Origin of the sequence: Neisseria lactamica (genome assembly GCF_901482445.1) — a bacterium.
Classification (GTDB): domain Bacteria; phylum Pseudomonadota; class Gammaproteobacteria; order Burkholderiales; family Neisseriaceae; genus Neisseria; species Neisseria lactamica.
This window is the reverse complement of the sequence record NZ_LR590477.1, coordinates 556,176-575,210: the sequence shown is the minus strand read 5'-3', so window position 1 is coordinate 575,210 and position 19,035 is coordinate 556,176. Positions and strand designations below refer to the sequence as shown.

Here is a 19,035-nt window from a genome sequence, read left to right as displayed (position 1 = left end):
TTTTTTTCCACTGGCTGCATCTTGTACCCCATCAACATCGGGAATATTCAAATCAAATTGAATTTTTCCTTTGGCATCCAAATGGATATTTCCGGAATAGGGCTTCACGTCAACAGATTGGAGGTTATTTTTAAATAGAATGTCATTATTGCTTTTAAGTAATAGCTCCGGTTTGTATTTTAGATCTTTGTCTGCAAAAGATTGGATGCCGTAAATTCCATTTACCGTTAAATTTCCATTATCATTTTTACCAGTGGTAATGAGTTCTAATTTTCTAAAGTTTTTACCTTTTTCCCAATAAGGTAAAATGTAGTTTTTTACAGTGATTTTTTCATCTTTAAAGGTTATAAGACTATCATCGTCTCTTTGCGGATCAGGAAATAAAGACACCCATTGCATCTCTTGGATATTAGTATATTCATAGGCTTCCGCCTCAAAACATAATGCCGATTGAATCAACAAAGCAATGGTAGATAAAGCGAATTTTCTATTTTGTTTCATCAAAGTCTCCTTAATGTTTAATTGAAACTCTGATTTGGGTATTGTTATGACGGTGCGGAATCTGTCTCCGTGCCGGATATATCTGTGTGAAGTCTCTCGTCTTTTTCAGTATGCGCCTAATATCGGCTTAGTGCAAACGGCGGGGCGGTATCCGTATGCGGCACGCCGCCTTTCCCTGCCGTATAATCATATTGTTTGAAAACCTGTTGACGGAGCCGTTATGACCGATTTGTTTGTCCGAGAACCCGACGCGCCGCTTGCCGAACGATTGCGTCCGCATACGCTTGACGACGTGGTGGGGCAGGAACACCTCATCGGCGAAGGTAAACCTTTGCGCGTGGCGGTGGAGGGCGGCAAGCCGCATTCTATGTTGCTGTGGGGGCCGCCGGGCGTGGGCAAGACGACGTTGGCGCGGATTTTGGCGCAGAGTTTCAATGCCCAGTTTCTGCCGGTTTCCGCCGTGTTTTCCGGCGTAAAGGATATACGCGGGGCAATCGATAAAGCCGAAATCGCCTTGCAGCAGGGACGCGCGACGATTTTGTTTGTCGATGAAGTCCACCGCTTCAACAAGGCGCAGCAGGACGCGTTTTTGCCTTATGTGGAAAACGGTTTGCTGACCTTTATCGGTGCGACGACGGAAAATCCGTCGTTTGAAGTGAATCCCGCGCTGTTGAGCCGCGCGCAGGTGTATGTTTTGCAGCCCTTGTCTTCAGACGGCCTCAAGAAGCTGATTGCCAAAGTGTCGGCGTTGCCCGAATACCGAAATTTCACGATTGAAGCGGACGCGCAGGAGCTGCTCGTCAATACCGCCGACGGCGATGCGCGCAGGTTGTTGAATCTGTTGGAACAACTTTTACGCGCCGTCGACACGCGCCGTCTGAAAAACTTAACCACCGAATTTCTCGCCGACAGTCTCGGGGCGCAAATCCGCCGTTTCGACAAAGGCGGCGAGAGTTTCTACAACCAAATCTCCGCCCTGCACAAATCCGTGCGCGGTTCGCATCCGAACGCCGCGCTGTATTGGTTCTGCCGTATGCTCGACGGCGGCACCGACCCGCGCTACCTCGCCCGCCGCATCGTGCGTATCGCTTGGGAAGACATCGGGCTTGCCGACCCGCGTGCCTTTCAAATCGCCAACGATGCCGCCGCCACCTTTGAACGCTTAGGCTCGCCCGAAGGCGAACTCGCTTTGGCGCAAGCGGTGTTGTATCTTGCCGCCGCCGCAAAATCCAACGCGGGCTACAAGGCATACAACCAAATGCGCCGCTTCGTCAAAGAAAACACCAGCGACGAAGTGCCCGTCCACCTGCGCAACGCCCCGACCAAGTTAATGAAGGAATTGGGCTACGGACGCGAATACCGCTACGCCCACGACGAACCGAACGCCTACGCCGCCGGCGAAAGCTATATGCCCGACGGCTTGGACGAACCCGATTTCTACCAACCCGTCCCGCGCGGGCTGGAAATCAAAATCGGCGAAAAGCTGGAATGGTTGAAATCGTTGGACGAAGAAGCATTAAAGGCAAAATGAAGCAATGCCGTCTGAAGCAGAACAGTATGGCAAAGCCGGTACGCCGAAAAGGCGTATCGGGTTTTTCAGGTGTTATAATCCGTTTCAATAAATTTTGATGAATCATTACGTTTATGTCCCAAACTCACAACGAAAATTCCCGCGTCAAAATCCCCGCCGTTTTGCACCTGATGCGCTTGGGCTACGACTACCTCTCGCTCAAAAACGAAAATTGGGATAAACCAACCAACATCTTTCCCAAAATCTTTATAGAAAGCCTCTGCCGCATCAATCCCGATTTGTCGCCGGACGATGCACGCCGTTTGCTGACCGACATACGCTTAGAACTGGACAACGAAGACTTGGGGCAAAAGTTTTACGAACGCCTTACCAATCAATCCGGCGGCAAGAAACTGATCGACTTCCAAAATTTTGATAACAACAGCTTCCACGTTGTAACCGAATTGCCCTGTATCAACGGCGATGAAGAATTCCGCCCCGACATTACCCTGCTGGTAAACGGCATGCCTTTGGTTTTTATCGAAGTCAAAAAGCCCAACAACAAAGGCGGAATCGGCGAAGAGCGGGAGCGCATGGGCAAACGTGCGAAAAATTCCAAATTTCGCCGTTTCATCAACATCACCCAATTCATGATTTTTTCCAACAACATGGAATACGACGACGGCGCAACCGAACCGGCACAAGGCGCGTTTTACGCTTCGTCTGCTTACGGTAAGCCCGTGTTTAACTACTTCCGCGAAGAACATAAATTAAATCTTGCCGAATTATTGAACACGCTTTCAGACGGCCTCGAAAACAACGTCCTGCAAGACAACAACCTGCCCGTTATCAAACACAGCCCCGAATTTATCAGCAATAAATCGCCCGATACGCCGACCAACCGCATCCTGACTTCGCTGCTTTGCCGCGAACGTCTTTCTTTTCTTCTGCAACACGGGCTGACTTACGTCAAAGCAAGTCAAGGCTTGGTGCAAAAACACATCATGCGGTATCCGCAGCTATTTGCCACTCTCACCATTGAAAAACATTTGGCAAACGGCGGCAAAAAAGGCGTGATTTGGCACACCCAAGGCTCTGGCAAAACCGCGCTTGCCTATTACAACACCCGCTACCTGACCCACTATTATGCCAAACAGGGCATCGTGCCGAAATTCTATTTCATCGTGGACAGGCTTGATTTATTGAAACAGGCGCAGCGCGAATTTACTGCCCGCGATTTAGTCGTCCATACCATCGACAGCCGCGAAGCCTTTGCTGCCGACATCAAATCCGCCCAAACTTTGCACAACCACGCAGGCAAAGCGGAAATCACTGTTGTTAATATCCAAAAATTCCAAGACGACCCCGATGTCGTCGCTCGTAACGACTACGACCTCGCCATTCAGCGCGTCTATTTTCTCGACGAAGTACACCGCAGCTACAACCCCAAAGGCTCATTTCTTGCCAACCTTAATCAGTCCGACGTAAACGCCGTCAAAATCGGGCTGACCGGCACGCCGCTTATCGGCGTAACCGCAGGCAACGTCAACACCCGCGAACTCTTCGGCGACTACATCCACAAATACTATTACAACGCCTCCATTGCCGACGGCTACACCCTGCGCCTGATACGCGAAGAAATCGGCAGCCGATACAAGGCGCAATTACAAGAAGCACTGGCGCAACTTGAAATCGAAAAAGGCAGCTTTGACCGCAAAGAAATCTACGCCCATCCGCACTTCGTCCACCCGATGCTTGACTACATCTTGGACGACTTCGCCAAATTCAGAAAAACTAACCAAGATGACAGCCTCGGCGCTATGGTTGTTTGCGACAGCGCGGAACAGGCACGTCAGCTTTTTGACCATTTTCAGATAGCCTCAGACCATAATTTCACCGCCGCGCTGATATTGCACGACGTCGGCACTAAGGACGAACGCGACCAATGGGTTAAAGATTTCAAAGCGGGCAAAATCGACATCTTGTTTGTGTACAACATGCTTTTGACCGGCTTTGACGCGCCGCGCCTGAAAAAGCTCTATTTGGGCAGACTGATAAAAGCCCATAACCTTTTACAAACCCTGACCCGCGTCAACCGCACCTACAAATCTTACCGCTACGGCTATGTTGTCGATTTTGCCGACATCGAGCGCGAATTTGACAAAACCAACCGCGCCTATTGGGACGAACTTTCCAACGAATTGGGCGACGAAATCGGCAGCTACAGCCGGCTTTTCAAAACCGCCGAAGAAATCGAACAGGAAATTGCCGACATTAAAAACGCCCTGTTTGATTTCGATACCGAAAACGCCGAAGAATTTTGCAGCCAAATTAGCCAAATAGCAGACAAAAAACAGCTGCTCGCCCTAAAAAAAGCCCTGCAAACCGCCAAAGAGCTGTACAACGTCCTGCGCCTGCAAGGCAGCCACGAATTTCTCGCCCATCTCGATTTTGACAAACTCAATCTTTTGTACCGCGAAACCGCCGCGCGTTTGGAGACCTTAAACCTTGCCGAAAAACTACAGCAAGGCGACACCGCCCATTTGCTCAATGAAGCGCTGGAAGATGTTTACTTCCAATTCGTCAAAATCAGCGAGGCGGAACTCAAACTTGCCGACGATTTGAAAGACATCATGCGCAAAGTCCGCGAAGGTCTGGCGGGCAACTTCGATCAAGAAGACCCCGAATACATCAGCCTGCGCGAAGAACTGGAACGCATCTTCAAGAAAAAGAACCTCGCCGAAGTCGGGCAAGAAGAAATGCAGGCAAACATCGCCATACTCGAAACCGTCTATGCCAAAATCAAAGAGCTGAACCGCCAAAACGACCTCTTGCGGCACAAATACGGCGGCGACGCCAAATATGCCCGCATCCACAAACGCCTGCGCGAAAACCCCGCCCTCTACGGCGACAAACTCAAAGTCTTCAATGCGCTAAACGGCGTAAAAACCGATGCCGACCAAAAAGTGCTGGATATGGAGCAAATTTTGGATAACCAAAATTACTTCGAAAAACAAATGCAGGGCATCGTATTAAAACGCTTTAGAACGGAACAGCAATTTCCCGTTCAACCCGCAGACATCCAAGCCATCAACCGCCTGTTGGTGCGGGAATATTTAAAAGAAAGTGGGCGGATTTGAGGAGTAGATTTTCAGGCTGCCTTAACCATTTATAAATACAGGAAAGCTATGCACAACAACGACATCATCATCTACACCACGGAAGACGGACTATCCGAATTTACCCTGCGCGAGCTTGACGACGAACTATGGCTTACCCAAAAAGAAATTGCCGAACTCTACCAAACCAGCAAACAAAACATCGGTAAACACATCAAAGCCATATTTGCAGAACAAGAACTGGACGATTCAGTTGTAAACTTTCAGTTTACAACTGCTGCAGATGGCAAGAACTACCGCATGGGGCTTTATCCCCTCTCCCTAATCATCGCCGTCGGCTACCGCGTCCGCTCCACACGCGGTACACAATTCCGCCAATGGGCGACACGGACATTGGGCGAATACATCAGCAAAGGCTTCGTATTAAACGACGACCGGCTGAAAAACCCGCCTGTCGGGACAAACCGTGCCGAAGATCAGTTTGAACAGTTGCTCAACCGCATCAGGGACATCCGCAGCAGCGAACGGCGGATGTATCTGCGCGTGCGCGAAATATTCGCCATGGCGGCGGATTACCAGCCCAGCTTCAAAGAAACCACCCGGTTTTTCAAAATCATACAAAACAAACTTCATTACGCCTGCACCCGTCATACCGCCCCTGAAATTATTTACCAAAGGGCGGATGCGTGGAAACCCAATATGGGTCTGACCCATTGGCGGGGCAAAGAAATCGCCAAAGCCGATGTAACCGTTGCCAAAAATTACCTGAACGAGGCAGAAATCGACGCCCTCAACCGCATCGTTTCCATGTGGCTGGATTTTGCCGAAGACCAAGCAAGCATGAAAAAACAGATATTCCTGCAAGACTGGGCGGAAAAACTGGATGCCTTCCTCACCTTCAATGACCGCCAAGTCTTACAAACGGCAGGGACAATCAGCAAAACGCAGGCAGACGAAAAAGCCCGCATCGAATACGAAAAATTTGCCGCCGCACGCAGACTGGAAAAAGAACAGGAAGGCGAACGCTATATTGCCGAACTGCTGAACCTGAAAAAATAGCAGGCATCGATGCAGGCTGCTTAAAAAAGTGCGGTCGGATTTTGAAATGTTTTTTCAGACGGCCTTTGAAGAGTTTTTAGAGATACAGTTGAGATGAAACGACAAATTAAAATTGGTGAAATCGCAGAAATAAATGCTAATTCCCTCACTCAAAAAGACATGTTTCAAGAAATCATGTATTTGGATACTGGCAATATTACTCGAAATGAAATAGACAATATCCAAATTTTGAACATCACTATGGACAAAATCCCTAGCCGTGCAAAACGAAAGGTAAAAGATAAAACAATTATCTATTCAACAGTTCGCCCCAATCAAGAGCATTACGGTTTCTTGGAAAACCCTAGTGATAATTTCATTGTGTCAACAGGATTTAGTACAATTGATGTTTATGATGACAATACAGATGAAAAATTTATTTACTATTTATTGACTCAAAAGCATGTCACTGATTATTTACATACAATTGGTGAAAACAGTGTTTCATCATATCCATCAATAAATCCTGATGATATTGCAAATCTAAAATTCACAGTTCCCTACCTCAAAACCCAACAATCCATCGCCGCCGTCCTATCCGCTTTAGACAAAAAAATCGCCCTGAACAAACAAATCAACGCGCGCTTGGAAGAGATGGCGAAAACCCTTTACGACTATTGGTTTGTGCAGTTTGACTTCCCCGACGCCAACGGTAAGTCTTACAAATCCTCAGGCGGCGAAATGGTGTTTGACGAAACCTTGAAACGGAAAATTCCGAAGGGGTGGGAGGTGAAGCAAATATCTCATTGGATAAAAGCCGACAAATCAGGTGATTGGGGGAAAGAACAGCAAGAGGGAAATTATACGGTAAAAGTGAATTGTGTTCGTGGTGCAGATATTAATGCAATAAATTCACAGGGAAATATTGAAGCCCCAATCCGTTTCATTTTGGCAAAAAATGAACATAAATTGTTGTCGCCTTTTGATTTTGTTGTTGAGATTTCAGGCGGAAGTCCTACACAATCAACAGGAAGACTTGCTCCAATCAGCCAATATGTTTTAGACCGTTTTGATTTGCCTTTAATTTGTTCTAATTTCTGTAAGGCTATTTCCCTAAAAGATACAAGCTATTTTTATCAATTTGCCTTTATGTGGAGTGATATTTATAAGAATAATATTTTATTTGGCTGGGAAGGGAAAACTAGTGGTATCAAAAACTTGTTGTTTGATAATTTTGTAAATGGTTATTTTGAGTGTTTCCCTCCAAAGGAAATAGCAGAACAATTTTTTAAAATTATAGATAAAAATCACCAAGAACAACAATTACTGCTAAAACAAAACCACCAACTAACCCAACTACGCGATTTCCTACTGCCTATGCTGATGAACGGGCAGGTATCCGTGGCGGAATAATCCGGATTCAAGAATCCGACCGATGTGATAAAAAGAACGAGATAAAAAATGACCGAACAACACTTTACCGAACAAACCAAAGCCCTGATTGACAGCTTAAAAACCATTTGCGCCCACTGTGGTTTGGGCAATGACGGCAACGAATTTAAAATCATCAGTCAGGCGTTTTTGTATAAATTCCTAAACGACAAATACGATTTCGAAGTGAAACAAATTCGCAAAGAAAAGCCCGACGAGCCAATCGAGTTCGTCAATATGGATATTGAGGGAAAAACGGCCGTTTTGAAACCTGAGCATTCCATCAAGTATTTGTCCGAGCGACAAAACGGCGCGGACTTTGCCAAACTCTTTGACGATACGCTCACCGATATTGCCGCCTGTAATGCGGAACTGTTTTCGGTGAAAACCGAAGGCGGGGCGAAAATCGTCTTGTTCGAGCGTATCAGTCAATATATTACGGACGAAGGCCGCCGCGACGATTTCTGCCGCGCGCTGATTTCCAAGCTGGCGGGTTTTAGTTTCGAGGCGATTTTTGCGCAAAAATTCGATTTTTTCGCCACGATTTTTGAGTACCTGATTAAAGACTACAACAGCAATTCGGGCGGCAAATACGCCGAATACTACACGCCGCACGCGGTGGCGCGGATTATGGCGGATATTTTGGTGCCGGAAGAGGTACGCGGGCAAATCCGCAGTGTGGACGTTTACGACCCGTCGGCCGGTTCAGGAACGCTGTTGATGAACGTCGCCCATGCCATCGGCGAAGACAAATGTATGATTTATACGCAGGATATTTCGCAAAAATCGTCCAATCTTTTGCGGCTGAATCTGATTTTGAATAATCTGGTGCATTCGCTGAATAATGTGGTTCAAGGCAATACGATTTTGTCGCCTGCTCATAAAGACGCTTCAGGCCGTCTGAAAAAATTTGATTTCATTGTTTCCAATCCGCCGTTTAAATTGGATTTCAGCGATTTCCGCGACCAACTGGAAGGCGAGGAAAACCGCGAACGCTTTTTTGCCGGTATCCCGAAAATCAAGGCAAAAGATACGGATAAGATGGAAATCTACCAGCTTTTTATCCAGCATATCTTGTTTAGCCTGAAAGAAAACGGCAAAGCGGCGATTGTGTTGCCGACGGGCTTTATCACCGCCCAATCGGGTATCGACAAAAAAATCCGCGAATATCTGGTAGAAAACAAAATGCTCGCCGGCGTGGTTTCCATGCCTTCCAATATTTTCGCCACCACGGGAACCAACGTTTCCATCCTGTTTATCGATAAAGCCAATAAAGACAACGTGGTATTAATCGACGCATCGGGCTTGGGTAAAAAAATCAAAGACGGCAAAAACCAAAAAACCGTACTTTCCCGCGAAGAAGAACAAAAAATCTGCAATACTTTCACGCACAAACAGGCTGTGGAAGATTTCAGCGTGGTGGTCGGCTACGATGAAATCAAAGCCAAAAACTACAGCCTGTCGGCGGGGCAGTATTTCGAGGTAAAGATTGATTATGTGGATATTTCCGCCGAGGAATTCGAGCAGAAAATGGCGGGATTTTCGGCGGATTTGGACAAGCTCTTCGCTGAATCTGCCGAATTGGAAAAAGAGATTAAGGATAGGCTGGCGATGTTGAAATTCAATTCATAAATACCGATGAATGAAACCGGTCAAACTTAAAATGCCGTCTGAAAGCCTTTCAGACGGCATTTTGTTTGGTTTGGAAAATACTTATGCCGTTATTTCCCCGAAAGAGAGAATCCAAAAAACCAAAGCCACAGGAATTTATCGGAAATGACAAAAACCCGACGAACCGGATTCCCGCCTGCGCGGGAATGACGAATTAGAAGTTACCCGAAATTTGAAAAAACAAAATCCAACCCAACAGACCGGGTTTTCGTTTGCACGGAAATAATGCAATAAATAAAGAAAATATAAAGTATTTGAATTTACTATATTATTTTTCCGCTTCTTCAAAACTGACGACTTCCAAACCGAAGCCGGTCAGACCCGTGAAAGATGAGGGCTGCCCGAGGACGCGCAGTTTTTTGACGTTGAGGCCGGCGAGGATTTGCGCGCCTATGCCGTAGCTTTTGCTGTCCCATTTGTAGGCTTGGTTTGCGCCTTTAGGCAGGGTGCGGTCGAGCAGGGATGCGCCGTCTTCGGTGCGGTGCAGAAGGATGACGACGCCGCTTTCTGCCTGTTGGACGCGCTCGAGTGCTTTGGGCAATGACCATGAATGGCGCGGGTTGGCTTGAATGAAGTCCATCACGCTGAAGGGTTCGTGGACGCGGACGAGGGTTTCGGTGTCGGCGGAGGGTGTGCCTTTGACGAGGGCGAGGTGGGTTTCGCCGGAGAGTTTGTCGACGTAAACGTGTTGCTGGAACTCGCCCCACGGGGTTTGTACGGGCGCGTCGCCCATATCTTCGAGCAGGCTTTCGGTACGGCTGCGGTATTCGATGAGGTCGGCAATCGTGCCGATTTTGAGCTTGTGTTCTTCGGCAAACTTCATCAGTTCGGGCATACGCGCCATCGTGCCGTCGTCGTTGATGATTTCGCAGATGACGGCGGCGGGAATCAATCCGTTCATTTGCGCTAAATCGACACCGGCTTCGGTGTGTCCGGCGCGGACGAGTACGCCGCCTTTTTGCGCGCGAAGCGGGAAGATGTGGCCGGGTTGGACGATGTCTTCGGGTTTGGCGGTCGGGGAAACGGCGGTTTGAATGGTCAGGGCGCGGTCGGCGGCGGAAATGCCGGTGGTAATGCCGTGTGCGGCTTCGATGGAGACGGTAAAGTTGGTGCCGTATTGCGCGCCGTTTTTCTGGGTCATCATCGGCAGTCCGAGTTTTTCGACCATTTCGCCCGCCATCGGCAGGCAGACCAGGCCGCGCGCGTGTTTAATCATAAAGTTGACGGCTTCGGGGGTGACGAATTGCGCCGCCATCAGCAGGTCGCCTTCGTTTTCGCGGTCTTCGGCATCGGTGATGATGACCATTTTGCCGGCTTTGATGTCGGCCAGGATTTCGGGGATGGGGGAGATGTGGGACATAGTGCGCCTTTCTTGATGGTCGGTTTGTGCGGCGGGGTTTGCCCGATCCAGCCACATAGCGGGCATATTCGCCGCCTGTTCGATTTTTCTGGCTTTTTTCTCGCCGAAGGATTTGTTTTTTAAAAGGGCGGAGAGTTCGCCCGTATTGAGGCAGACGGCTTCGGCAAAACGGGTTTGCAAACCGCCGTAATGTTTTTCTATCCACTGCCGCAGGTTGCGGCGGCGCAGGTCGGCTGTGTCAGTCATTGTTTTTCCCTTTGCGGAAACCGAATGTAGCGGATTGTAATCTCGTATTTACCAAAAGGCAAATCTGTTTTACCTGCCGGATTGTTTGCCTTTTGGTAAACCGATGCCGTCTGAAGCCTGATTCGGGGCTTCAGACGGCATTGCCGCAATCCTTGCCGGCCGGGGGCTGTTTGTCCCAACTTCCCGCACACTTCTGATTTGGGGTTTGCCGGAAGGTTATTCCGAAAAAAATTTCTGATAAACAGCCTTGATTGCCGGGTACAGCATAGGCGGTACGAGCAGGCGCAATATCGGCAATCCTATGATGAATGCGGTCTTCCCGATAAAAATCGGATGCATCGTCTTCGCGCCGAATATCTTTCTGCATTTTTCTTTAAATGAAAAATATTTCCGGTAGATGAGGATAATGTTTTTGGAAAAATAAAGCCTTACCAATATAGACCTCAGATAGCCGATATTGTCGAAGACAAATTTTTGCAAACCGCCGTAGATGGGGGAATTTTTGTTTTCGACTAAAAAATCCACACCCCGGTCGAGATGCGTCAGCACATCGCTGAAATTTTTGTATTTGACGTTGTGGCTGATAGAGTTGCCGAGAACGCGGTACTGGTAAAAAGGGTTATCGTAAAAGGCAAAAGTCTTGATAAAACGCGCCAATTGCAAACTGTACGGGAAATCCTCGTGAATGTATCCTTTTGGGAAAAACAGATTGTTTTTAATGATGATTTCCCGCCTGACAATCTTTGTCCACGCGTTGGCGATATAGTACCGCCCCTCCACCAGCGTTTCAAAATGGCGGACAAAATCATTATCCGAAAAGTCCGCCCCTTTGGGGATGTCGCGGTAATTGAAGGACGAGGGATGCAGGATCAAATCAACCTTTTTGTCTGCAAGTTGTTGTAAATCAAAGAGAATCCCCCCCCCCGCGTTTTTTGAACGGTTGGTATCGGCCCAATAATCGTCGCTGTCCAAAAAGATTAGGTAATCGCCTTTTGCCGCCCGGATACCGGCGTTGCGGGCATCCGACAGCCCGCCGTTTTCTTGATGAATCACTTTTATATGCGGATATTTGCCTGTATATTCGTCGCAAATCTTCCCGCAGCCGTCCGGCGAACCGTCATCGACCAAAATCATTTCATAATCGGCAAAATTTTCGGCAAGCACGGAATCCACGCAGCAGCGGAGGTATTTTTCCACATTGTAAATAGGGACGATGATGGAGAAAATCATAAATATCAATCCATTATATTAAGATGTTTGCGCGTATGCCTCAAACCCGCACCCGCAATGCGTTTGCATCCGCACCCTGTAACTTTATATAGTGGATTAACAAAAATCAGGACAAGGCGACGAAGCCGCAGACAGTACAAATAGTACGGCAAGGCAACGCTGTACTGGTTTAAATTTAATCCACTATAAAACTTATTGCTTTATCAAGGTATGGGAAACCTGTTTCCCGAAAGGCGGCGCAGGATGCCCGTTCCCTGCATCTTTGCCTTATTCCGGCATCAGATGTCCCAGCTTGTCTGCTTTGGTTTGGAGATAACGCTCGTTTTCCAGATTTTCCCCGACGTGCAGGGGGATGCGTTCGACCACGTTAATCCCCGCATCTTTCAGGGTTTGGATTTTTTCGGGGTTGTTGGTCAGCAGTTTGACCGAGCGGATGCCCAGATATTCGTAGATAGATTGCGCCAAACGGAAATCGCGGGCATCGACGGGCAGACCGAGTGCCACGTTCGCCTCAACCGTATCCATACCCTGATCCTGCAAATGATAGGCGCGGATTTTGTTAATCAGCCCGATGCCGCGCCCTTCCTGACGCAGATAGACGATGATGCCGCGCCCCTCTGCCTGTACCGCTTTCATTGCCGCTTCCAGTTGCGGCCCGCAGTCGCATTTTTTTGAAAACAGCGCGTCGCCCGTCAGGCATTCGGAGTGGATGCGCGTCAGAACCGGATTGCTGTCTGAAAAATCACCGACGGTCAGCGCGACGTGTTCCTGCCCGTTTGCTTCTTCAAAACCGTGCATCGTAAATACGCCCCATTCGGTCGGTAGGCGGCACGAAGCGACATAGTTTAATAATTCAGACATTTTCATCTCCTTCTGCGGCAGTGATGCCCAAAAGCTGCTTCAAAGGTTCGGACAACGCCAGCGCCAATGCAATCCATTCCGCCTGCGCCGCCTCGTCCGCACAACCGGCTTTTTCAAATTCGACGTGAACCACGCCCAGCACGCCGCCGCTCTCCGTACAAACGGGAATGGAAAGTTGCGCTGCCGAATGCCGGTTGCGTTCGCCGGACAGCTCGCCCAATGCCAGCCAACGGCCTACATCCGAAGCAATATTCATCCAACCGCTTTGAGCGCAACGGCAGGCAAGCGAAACATCGGCAACATTTTCATCCGGATTCCATATGTTTTCCAAACCTTCTCCCTGTTGGGACAGGCAAACCAGCCGAAAGGCGGCGTTTTCAGACGGCATCAGGGCATAAACGGCTGCGGCGCGCACGCCTTCGCAGCGCGAGAATACCGAATCCAGAGCCATAAAAAGCCGTTTCAGACCATCTTCGCGACCATCATCGCACGGCAGGTAATCGGCAAGTTTCCAATCTTCATAATTGCGCCACAAAACCGAACGGTCTATCGAAGCCATCCCCATATCCATCACCGCCTTCACGGTCAGATACGCCGTCCGTACCTCGTCTGGCGGCAGCTTTAAACCTTGGGTTAGTAGAAAATCTTTAATCAAAGCAGCAGGCATACTCAAATCCCGTCAATAAAATAAAACCGCCGGATGCCGATGCGGGGCGGGCGAAGGGCGGATTTTACCGCTGCAAAGCATAAGCCTCAACTATCGCGCCCAAAGCCTTGCAGAAACAGGCAAAATCGGTATAATTGCCCAACTTGCGCGGACGTGGCGAAATTGGTAGACGCACCAGATTTAGGTTCTGGCGCCGAGAGGTGTGAGAGTTCGAGTCTCTCCGTCCGCACCAATAAAAATATATGAATCATATTGTTAATGCTTATTGGGACAATTCGGTGGCACAAAACATAAGCCGTCTGCTTTTCAGCGGGCGGCTTTTTATCTGCCTATGTGTTTCAACACACAAAACGGCACATAAAGCACCGCCATTTGTTCCGCACCGAATCGGAAGCGGGTGCTTCCGTCCCGCAATCAGATTTTTCCGGTCCGGATGCCGGGGTTTCAACCGGAAAGAAGAAAATATTGATTTTGATGATCGCATCAAAAAAACCCTTCCGCCCGTCCGCCAAAAGAAATGGTTAAGAAAAGTAATGCGTCTTTTGATGGAACGCAATATATAAGGAATTAAAGGAGAGGGTAGGCAGATTTTTGTCCGTTAATCCTGCAGACGAATCCGCCAAACCCGACACGCACAGGCATATGGAGAATTGTTTACAATATCGTCTAAAAATCCAAACCGGCAAACGCGAAATAAGGTAGAATACGCCCCGTTATTTTTACCGTCCAATCCCCATTTACCAAGGAAAAATGATGAGTACTTCATTGAGTTACCGCGATGCAGGTGTCGATATCGACGCAGGCGACCAACTGGTCGAAAACATCAAACCGTTTGCCAAACGCACGATGCGCCCGGAAGTATTGGGGGATTTGGGCGGTTTTGGCGCATTGGTCGAAATCGGCAAGAAATATAAAAACCCCGTATTGGTCAGCGGTACGGATGGAGTAGGAACCAAACTCAAACTTGCCTTCGATTGGGATAAACACGATACGGTGGGCATTGACCTTGTTGCAATGAGTGTCAACGATATTTTGGTTCAAGGAGCTGAGCCATTGTTTTTCTTGGATTATTTTGCCTGCGGTAAATTGGATGTTCCGCGCGCGACCGATGTCATCAAAGGCATTGCACAAGGTTGCGAAGAATCCGGTTGCGCCCTGATTGGCGGGGAAACTGCCGAAATGCCGGGCATGTATCCCGTTGGCGAATACGATTTGGCGGGTTTTGCCGTCGGCGTGGTGGAAAAAGAGAATGTCATTACCGGCCGCAGCATCGGCGCGGGCGATGTGGTATTGGGTTTGGCTTCCAACGGCGCACATTCAAACGGCTATTCCCTTATCCGTAAAATCATCGAACGCGACAATCCCGATCTGGATGCCGAGTTTGATAATGGCAAAACCTTGCGTGAGGCCGTTATTGCGCCGACCCGTCTGTATGTGAAACCGATTCTTGCCGCTTTGGAAAAATTTACCATTAAAGGTATGGCGCACATTACCGGCGGCGGCATTACTGAAAACGTGCCGCGCGTGTTGCCTGAAAACACGGTTGCACAAATCGATGCCGAATCGTGGGAATTGCCCAAGCTCTTCCAATGGCTTCAAAAGGCGGGCAATGTGGAAACCCAAGAAATGTATCGAACCTTTAACTGCGGTATCGGTATGGTCGTCATCGTTGCTGCCGAAGATGCCGATGCGGTTCGGTCATTCCTGAGCGGGCAGGGCGAGACAGTTTACCGTTTGGGTTGTATCCGAGAGCGTCAAGGGAACGAGCATCAAACCCAAGTTGCCTGACTTCCAAGCATCAAATGCCGTCTGAACCTGTTTCAGACGGCATTTTCATTATGCTAGCATTTTTTTGCTTGCCATATTCGGGGGGGGGGGTAAACTCTTAATAAAGTTAATCCTTATTAAAATAATTGACATTAATTTTTACTTATCTTTATGTTCTGAAATTACGGGCCTCCTTATGAAACCATTTCCCTATCACAAAACGCTTTTGAGCATTTTGATTTCTTCTCTTTCCGCAACAGCTTTTTCAGCTGAATATACCAGTATTAATGAAAATAAACAAATTTCAGGTGAAACGCCTATTGGCCACGAAGTTACCGATGCTACAAACACCGTTACCGGTGATGTAAATATCACGGTTACGCCTGCAAATCCTTCAATACATACTTATCCAAAAGCCATTATCATTCGTAGCGATCGCAGCGAAGAAATTCAAGGAAAAACCAATATTGCTGTTACTTTAGCCAGTGAAGGAAATCCTAATAAGTCCCCAGATTCCAACGCCGCTTATGGCATTGCGGTTGGGTATGATCATAAGGGTGGTGGTAAAAATGAGACTGTTTTAACATTAAAAGATGATGCAACAATTACAGTAGATAATACCCCGGGTACTATTCTTGGTTCTATGAGCTATAGCGGTGCCACAGCTAACACCGGTCATCAACTTTCAGGGATTAGGATCTATCGAAAATCATCCGATTATTCAACCCCTATTTTAAATTCTGAAAAATTATTAACCATTGACGTTGAAGATAAATCAACCGCAAAAATTGGCGATTATTTAGTGGGTATTTACATTGCAGGTGATGGTGCTGAAGCCAATTTAAAAGACAGCAATATCACTGTAAAAGCAAATGGTAAACATTCCGCAGCACTGAAAATTGGTAAACCTGAATTACCTAACGTAGATAAATCTGATGATTACAAAGGTGCGGCAATCAACTCGACAGGCAATATGGTGCTTGATACTTCAGAAACAAAAGATTCAGCTACGGTGCGCTTATTCGGCACAAAATCCCGTTTAATCGCAGATAGTGAAACCAGTACAGGAACAATCAAGTCGGGTAATTCCGCTATTGTATTTGATACGCAAGACTATGAAACGAGAGTAACTTATCGTGGTTTCGTTTTTCCGATTAGTGATGACGTATCTCGTAACGAACCAAACAAAGATCAAGAAGTGCGCTTAAATAATACCAAAATTTCAACCACTTCTGAAAATGCCTCATTGATTGTCGCGGATGCCAAGAATGTAACCAGCCTTGCCGTACAGGTTGCAGGAAGCAAAGTCGCCAACTGGTTTAACACTGGGGAATTTGTTGCTGAAAATGCAAAATTCCTATTAAAAGGTGATCAATCTGAAGCAAGGGCGGCAAACAAAGGTTGGTTGGCTGAAACAAAATTAGCAAAAACCAAAGCCTCAGATCTCACTTTTACGCTGGATAATAAAGCCAAAGCGATTGGCTTGACGCATCAGCATTCCAGGGCGGGCTTAAGCTCTAAGCTTAATGTTGTCGTTGATCATAACGCAACTTGGGAATTGGCACCGAAAGCCGATGAAGCTGTCCAACGTGCGACCGCTTATGATGTGAATCTTGCCAATGGTGGGGTACTGGATGCTTCAAAAAATGCAACTGGGGCAGGCACCGACTATAAAATTCAATTGGTACATAATCACAGCAATTCAAGCATCAGTAAAACAATTACCGATGGAACTATTACCGTTCCCGAAGGATTGTTATTTAACGCAGCCGGTACGCTCATCAAGCCTGATGGGACAGAAAAACCATTTAATTTAAGACTCCCTATTACAGACGGCGTGCTAAAAATTGCGAACGGGACAATAGAATACACATCGGATATTGGAACGATAAAACTGACAAAGGCAAAGTTTAACCTTGAAAAAGGCACATCATTAACAACGCCCGAAGGGACTACGTTGTTATCAAGCGGCACGCTGACCCTATCTAATACAGGCATTTCTTTATCGGGTACAACTTCTGTATTTGAAAAGGGAACATTCACCAACGGCGGTATTATTACCCTCGCGAATCAATCCTATGCAGACAAACTGACCATTGAAGGAAATTATGTCGGCAATAATGGCGTGTTAGAAGTAAACACCAAATGGGATACCCCGGGCGATTATTCCGGCGCACATTCAGAATCGGATTTATTAACGATTACAGGTGATGCCTCCGGTAATACGACTGTTAAAGCCGTTAAAACAGATGGTACTGAAAATGTTATTGATGGCTCAATCGGCGAACTTGCCGATCGCTACAAACGTAGTGTCCCTGTTATTAAAGTTTTAGGCGATGACAAAGGAACAGCAAACGGTGAAATAAATTCTACGGATGCAGCTAAACCTTACGCTTACAATACACGTTCAACCTTTACTGGTACAGCAAAAACCACAGGGGCAGGGGAATTACAATTAGTTTCTCATAAAGATGACAAAGGTGTAACAGAATACTTCTGGACGTTAACCACTCCAAATCAAGATAAAACCATCATCACGCCAAGCGCACCGGCTTATACGCTCGTTCCGCGTCAAAACTTGGAATCAGGCTATGCGATGCTGGATACGCTTCACCAACGCCGTGGCGAAAATCAAACCCTTTCTTGGGATAAACAAGGCAGTTATTGGCAAGATGTGGAAAAACAATCTTGGGGACGTGTGATTGGCAAACACCTTAAACTTGATGGCAAAGAACGCTTTGGTTTAAAAACCAATATGTATGGTTTCCAAGTGGGGCACGACTTTGATGTTAAAACCAAACAAGATGATGAGGGCAAACTCACTCGTCGTTTTACTGGCTTGTATTTCGGCGCGTTACGTTCTCACAGCAAATTCTATGATGAATACCGCGCGAAAAACGGTGTCGTGATTGCAGATAAATTAACTTCTCGCGTAAAAACTACCGCACTTAATCTTGGTGTAACTGACACACGTTACAATGAAAATGGCACTTACATTGACTGGGTGGGACAACTCTCTTGGTTAAATAACCGTTATTCATCCGTTGATGGCACACAAGCGAAAAATCACGGATGGGGTGCTGCCCTTTCAGTGGAAACTGGTCGTCCTTACGCCTTAGGTAAAGATAAAACCAACAACGGAGATAGCTGGATTTTAGAGCCGCAAGCACAACTTATTGCTCAATACTTGCGCTTAGGCAACTTTAACGACGGCACTCGTTCCGTTTCGCAAAAAGGTTATGGCTTGCGTGGTCGTGTTGGTTTCCGTTTGGCATATAACAAACCAAATGATAAACAACGCACTCGCACCTATTATTTCATCGGTAATATTTGGCACGATTTTAAAGCAACTGGCAATGCATTAATTGGTCGTGACAAATTAACCGAGAAATTTGACCGCACTTGGTGGGAATTAGGCTTAGGCTCTCAATTCTCATTAAGTGAAAACACTTACCTTTATGCGGATGCCCGTTGCGAAAAATCATTCGATAGCAACAAACATCACGGCTGCCAAGGCACAGTGGGGATGAAATATTCTTGGAAATAAACCGCCCAAGCCATCCCGTCCGGGTTGGCGGCGGTAATGATGCACTTAAAGGGACGGCACACCGGATGCCGTCCCTTATATATGCAC

At 47.3% G+C, this 19,035-nt stretch carries 13 protein-coding genes, 1 tRNA gene and 1 pseudogene; 11 read left to right on the top strand and 4 right to left on the bottom strand.

Going from position 1 to position 19,035, the window contains the following annotated elements:
* The first annotated feature begins 721 nt into the window (after positions 1 to 721).
* The 6 genes from FGL10_RS03200 to FGL10_RS03175 all read left to right on the top strand — a co-directional run bounded on the left by FGL10_RS03200 (position 722) and on the right by FGL10_RS03175 (position 9,379).
* The gene (locus FGL10_RS03200; protein WP_003710047.1) at positions 722 to 2,032 is read left to right on the top strand and encodes a replication-associated recombination protein A; all 1,311 of its coding nucleotides are present in this window, start codon (positions 722 to 724) and stop codon (positions 2,030 to 2,032) included.
* A 113-nt stretch (positions 2,033 to 2,145) separates the two neighbouring features.
* A complete protein-coding gene (locus tag FGL10_RS03195; protein ID WP_003710045.1) occupies positions 2,146 to 5,151 on the top strand; it encodes a type I restriction endonuclease subunit R in 3,006 nt (1,001 codons plus the stop codon).
* A gap of 48 nt (positions 5,152 to 5,199) precedes the next feature.
* On the top strand, positions 5,200 to 6,189 hold the full coding sequence (locus FGL10_RS03190; RefSeq protein WP_003710042.1) for a virulence RhuM family protein: 990 nt from the start codon (positions 5,200 to 5,202) through the stop codon (positions 6,187 to 6,189).
* Positions 6,190 to 6,282: 93 nt separating this feature from the next.
* A complete protein-coding gene (locus FGL10_RS12465) occupies positions 6,283 to 7,581 on the top strand; it encodes a restriction endonuclease subunit S (RefSeq protein ID WP_003710039.1) in 1,299 nt (432 codons plus the stop codon).
* 48 nt (positions 7,582 to 7,629) lie between these two features.
* A complete protein-coding gene (locus FGL10_RS03180; protein ID WP_003710038.1) occupies positions 7,630 to 9,231 on the top strand; it encodes an HsdM family class I SAM-dependent methyltransferase in 1,602 nt (533 codons plus the stop codon).
* Positions 9,232 to 9,262: 31 nt separating this feature from the next.
* Positions 9,263 to 9,379, top strand: a complete 117-nt coding sequence (locus tag FGL10_RS03175) for an ABC transporter (RefSeq protein ID WP_231844333.1) — start codon at positions 9,263 to 9,265, stop codon at positions 9,377 to 9,379.
* A gap of 159 nt (positions 9,380 to 9,538) precedes the next feature.
* Here the strand turns inward: FGL10_RS03175 and ribBA are convergent, their stop codons facing one another.
* A complete protein-coding gene (gene ribBA, locus FGL10_RS03170) occupies positions 9,539 to 10,876 on the bottom strand; it encodes a bifunctional 3,4-dihydroxy-2-butanone-4-phosphate synthase/GTP cyclohydrolase II (protein ID WP_003710031.1) in 1,338 nt (445 codons plus the stop codon).
* 216 nt (positions 10,877 to 11,092) lie between these two features.
* On the bottom strand, positions 11,093 to 12,106 hold the full coding sequence (locus FGL10_RS03165; protein WP_003710028.1) for a glycosyltransferase: 1,014 nt from the start codon (positions 12,104 to 12,106) through the stop codon (positions 11,093 to 11,095).
* 81 nt (positions 12,107 to 12,187) lie between these two features.
* Here FGL10_RS03165 and FGL10_RS13015 point away from each other — a divergent pair.
* Positions 12,188 to 12,292: pseudogene (locus FGL10_RS13015) on the top strand (IS5/IS1182 family transposase); the annotation flags it as partial.
* Between the two features lie 81 nt (positions 12,293 to 12,373).
* Here FGL10_RS13015 and ribA read toward each other — a convergent pair.
* Both ribA and FGL10_RS03155 read right to left on the bottom strand, forming a co-directional pair.
* Positions 12,374 to 12,967: a GTP cyclohydrolase II gene (gene ribA, locus FGL10_RS03160; RefSeq protein ID WP_036475066.1), complete on the bottom strand. Its 594-nt coding sequence runs from the start codon at positions 12,965 to 12,967 to the stop codon at positions 12,374 to 12,376.
* Positions 12,960 to 13,634 (bottom strand): hypothetical protein, encoded by a 675-nt coding sequence (locus tag FGL10_RS03155; protein WP_003710021.1) that lies wholly within the window; start codon positions 13,632 to 13,634, stop codon positions 12,960 to 12,962. The genes ribA and FGL10_RS03155 overlap by 8 nt, the downstream gene beginning before the upstream one ends.
* A 147-nt stretch (positions 13,635 to 13,781) precedes the next feature.
* On the opposite strand from FGL10_RS03155, the gene FGL10_RS03150 reads away from it, so the two are divergent.
* From FGL10_RS03150 to FGL10_RS03135, 4 genes are all read left to right on the top strand, one after another.
* Positions 13,782 to 13,866: transfer RNA gene (locus FGL10_RS03150), tRNA-Leu, on the top strand.
* A gap of 140 nt (positions 13,867 to 14,006) precedes the next feature.
* Positions 14,007 to 14,159: a hypothetical protein gene (locus FGL10_RS11995; RefSeq protein WP_169740410.1), complete on the top strand. Its 153-nt coding sequence runs from the start codon at positions 14,007 to 14,009 to the stop codon at positions 14,157 to 14,159.
* 228 nt (positions 14,160 to 14,387) lie between these two features.
* A complete protein-coding gene (gene purM, locus FGL10_RS03140; RefSeq protein ID WP_036470024.1) occupies positions 14,388 to 15,422 on the top strand; it encodes a phosphoribosylformylglycinamidine cyclo-ligase in 1,035 nt (344 codons plus the stop codon).
* A 175-nt stretch (positions 15,423 to 15,597) separates the two neighbouring features.
* Positions 15,598 to 18,948: an autotransporter family protein gene (locus tag FGL10_RS03135; protein ID WP_036470027.1), complete on the top strand. Its 3,351-nt coding sequence runs from the start codon at positions 15,598 to 15,600 to the stop codon at positions 18,946 to 18,948.
* The last annotated feature ends 87 nt before the right edge of the window (positions 18,949 to 19,035 follow it).

Excerpts from the sequence above, each read along its gene's own strand:
- FGL10_RS03200 (WP_003710047.1), top strand. The coding sequence starts at position 722 with ATGACCGATTTGTTTGTCCGAGAACCCGACGCGCCGCTTGCCGAACGA.
- FGL10_RS03195 (WP_003710045.1), top strand. The coding sequence starts at position 2,146 with ATGTCCCAAACTCACAACGAAAATTCCCGCGTCAAAATCCCCGCCGTT.
- FGL10_RS03190 (WP_003710042.1), top strand. The coding sequence starts at position 5,200 with ATGCACAACAACGACATCATCATCTACACCACGGAAGACGGACTATCC.
- FGL10_RS12465 (WP_003710039.1), top strand. The coding sequence starts at position 6,283 with ATGAAACGACAAATTAAAATTGGTGAAATCGCAGAAATAAATGCTAAT.
- FGL10_RS03180 (WP_003710038.1), top strand. The coding sequence starts at position 7,630 with ATGACCGAACAACACTTTACCGAACAAACCAAAGCCCTGATTGACAGC.
- FGL10_RS03175 (WP_231844333.1), top strand. The coding sequence starts at position 9,263 with ATGCCGTCTGAAAGCCTTTCAGACGGCATTTTGTTTGGTTTGGAAAAT.
- ribBA (WP_003710031.1), bottom strand. The coding sequence starts at position 10,876 with ATGACTGACACAGCCGACCTGCGCCGCCGCAACCTGCGGCAGTGGATA.
- FGL10_RS03165 (WP_003710028.1), bottom strand. The coding sequence starts at position 12,106 with ATGATTTTCTCCATCATCGTCCCTATTTACAATGTGGAAAAATACCTC.
- ribA (WP_036475066.1), bottom strand. The coding sequence starts at position 12,967 with ATGTCTGAATTATTAAACTATGTCGCTTCGTGCCGCCTACCGACCGAA.
- FGL10_RS03155 (WP_003710021.1), bottom strand. The coding sequence starts at position 13,634 with ATGCCTGCTGCTTTGATTAAAGATTTTCTACTAACCCAAGGTTTAAAG.
- purM (WP_036470024.1), top strand. The coding sequence starts at position 14,388 with ATGAGTACTTCATTGAGTTACCGCGATGCAGGTGTCGATATCGACGCA.
- FGL10_RS03135 (WP_036470027.1), top strand. The coding sequence starts at position 15,598 with ATGAAACCATTTCCCTATCACAAAACGCTTTTGAGCATTTTGATTTCT.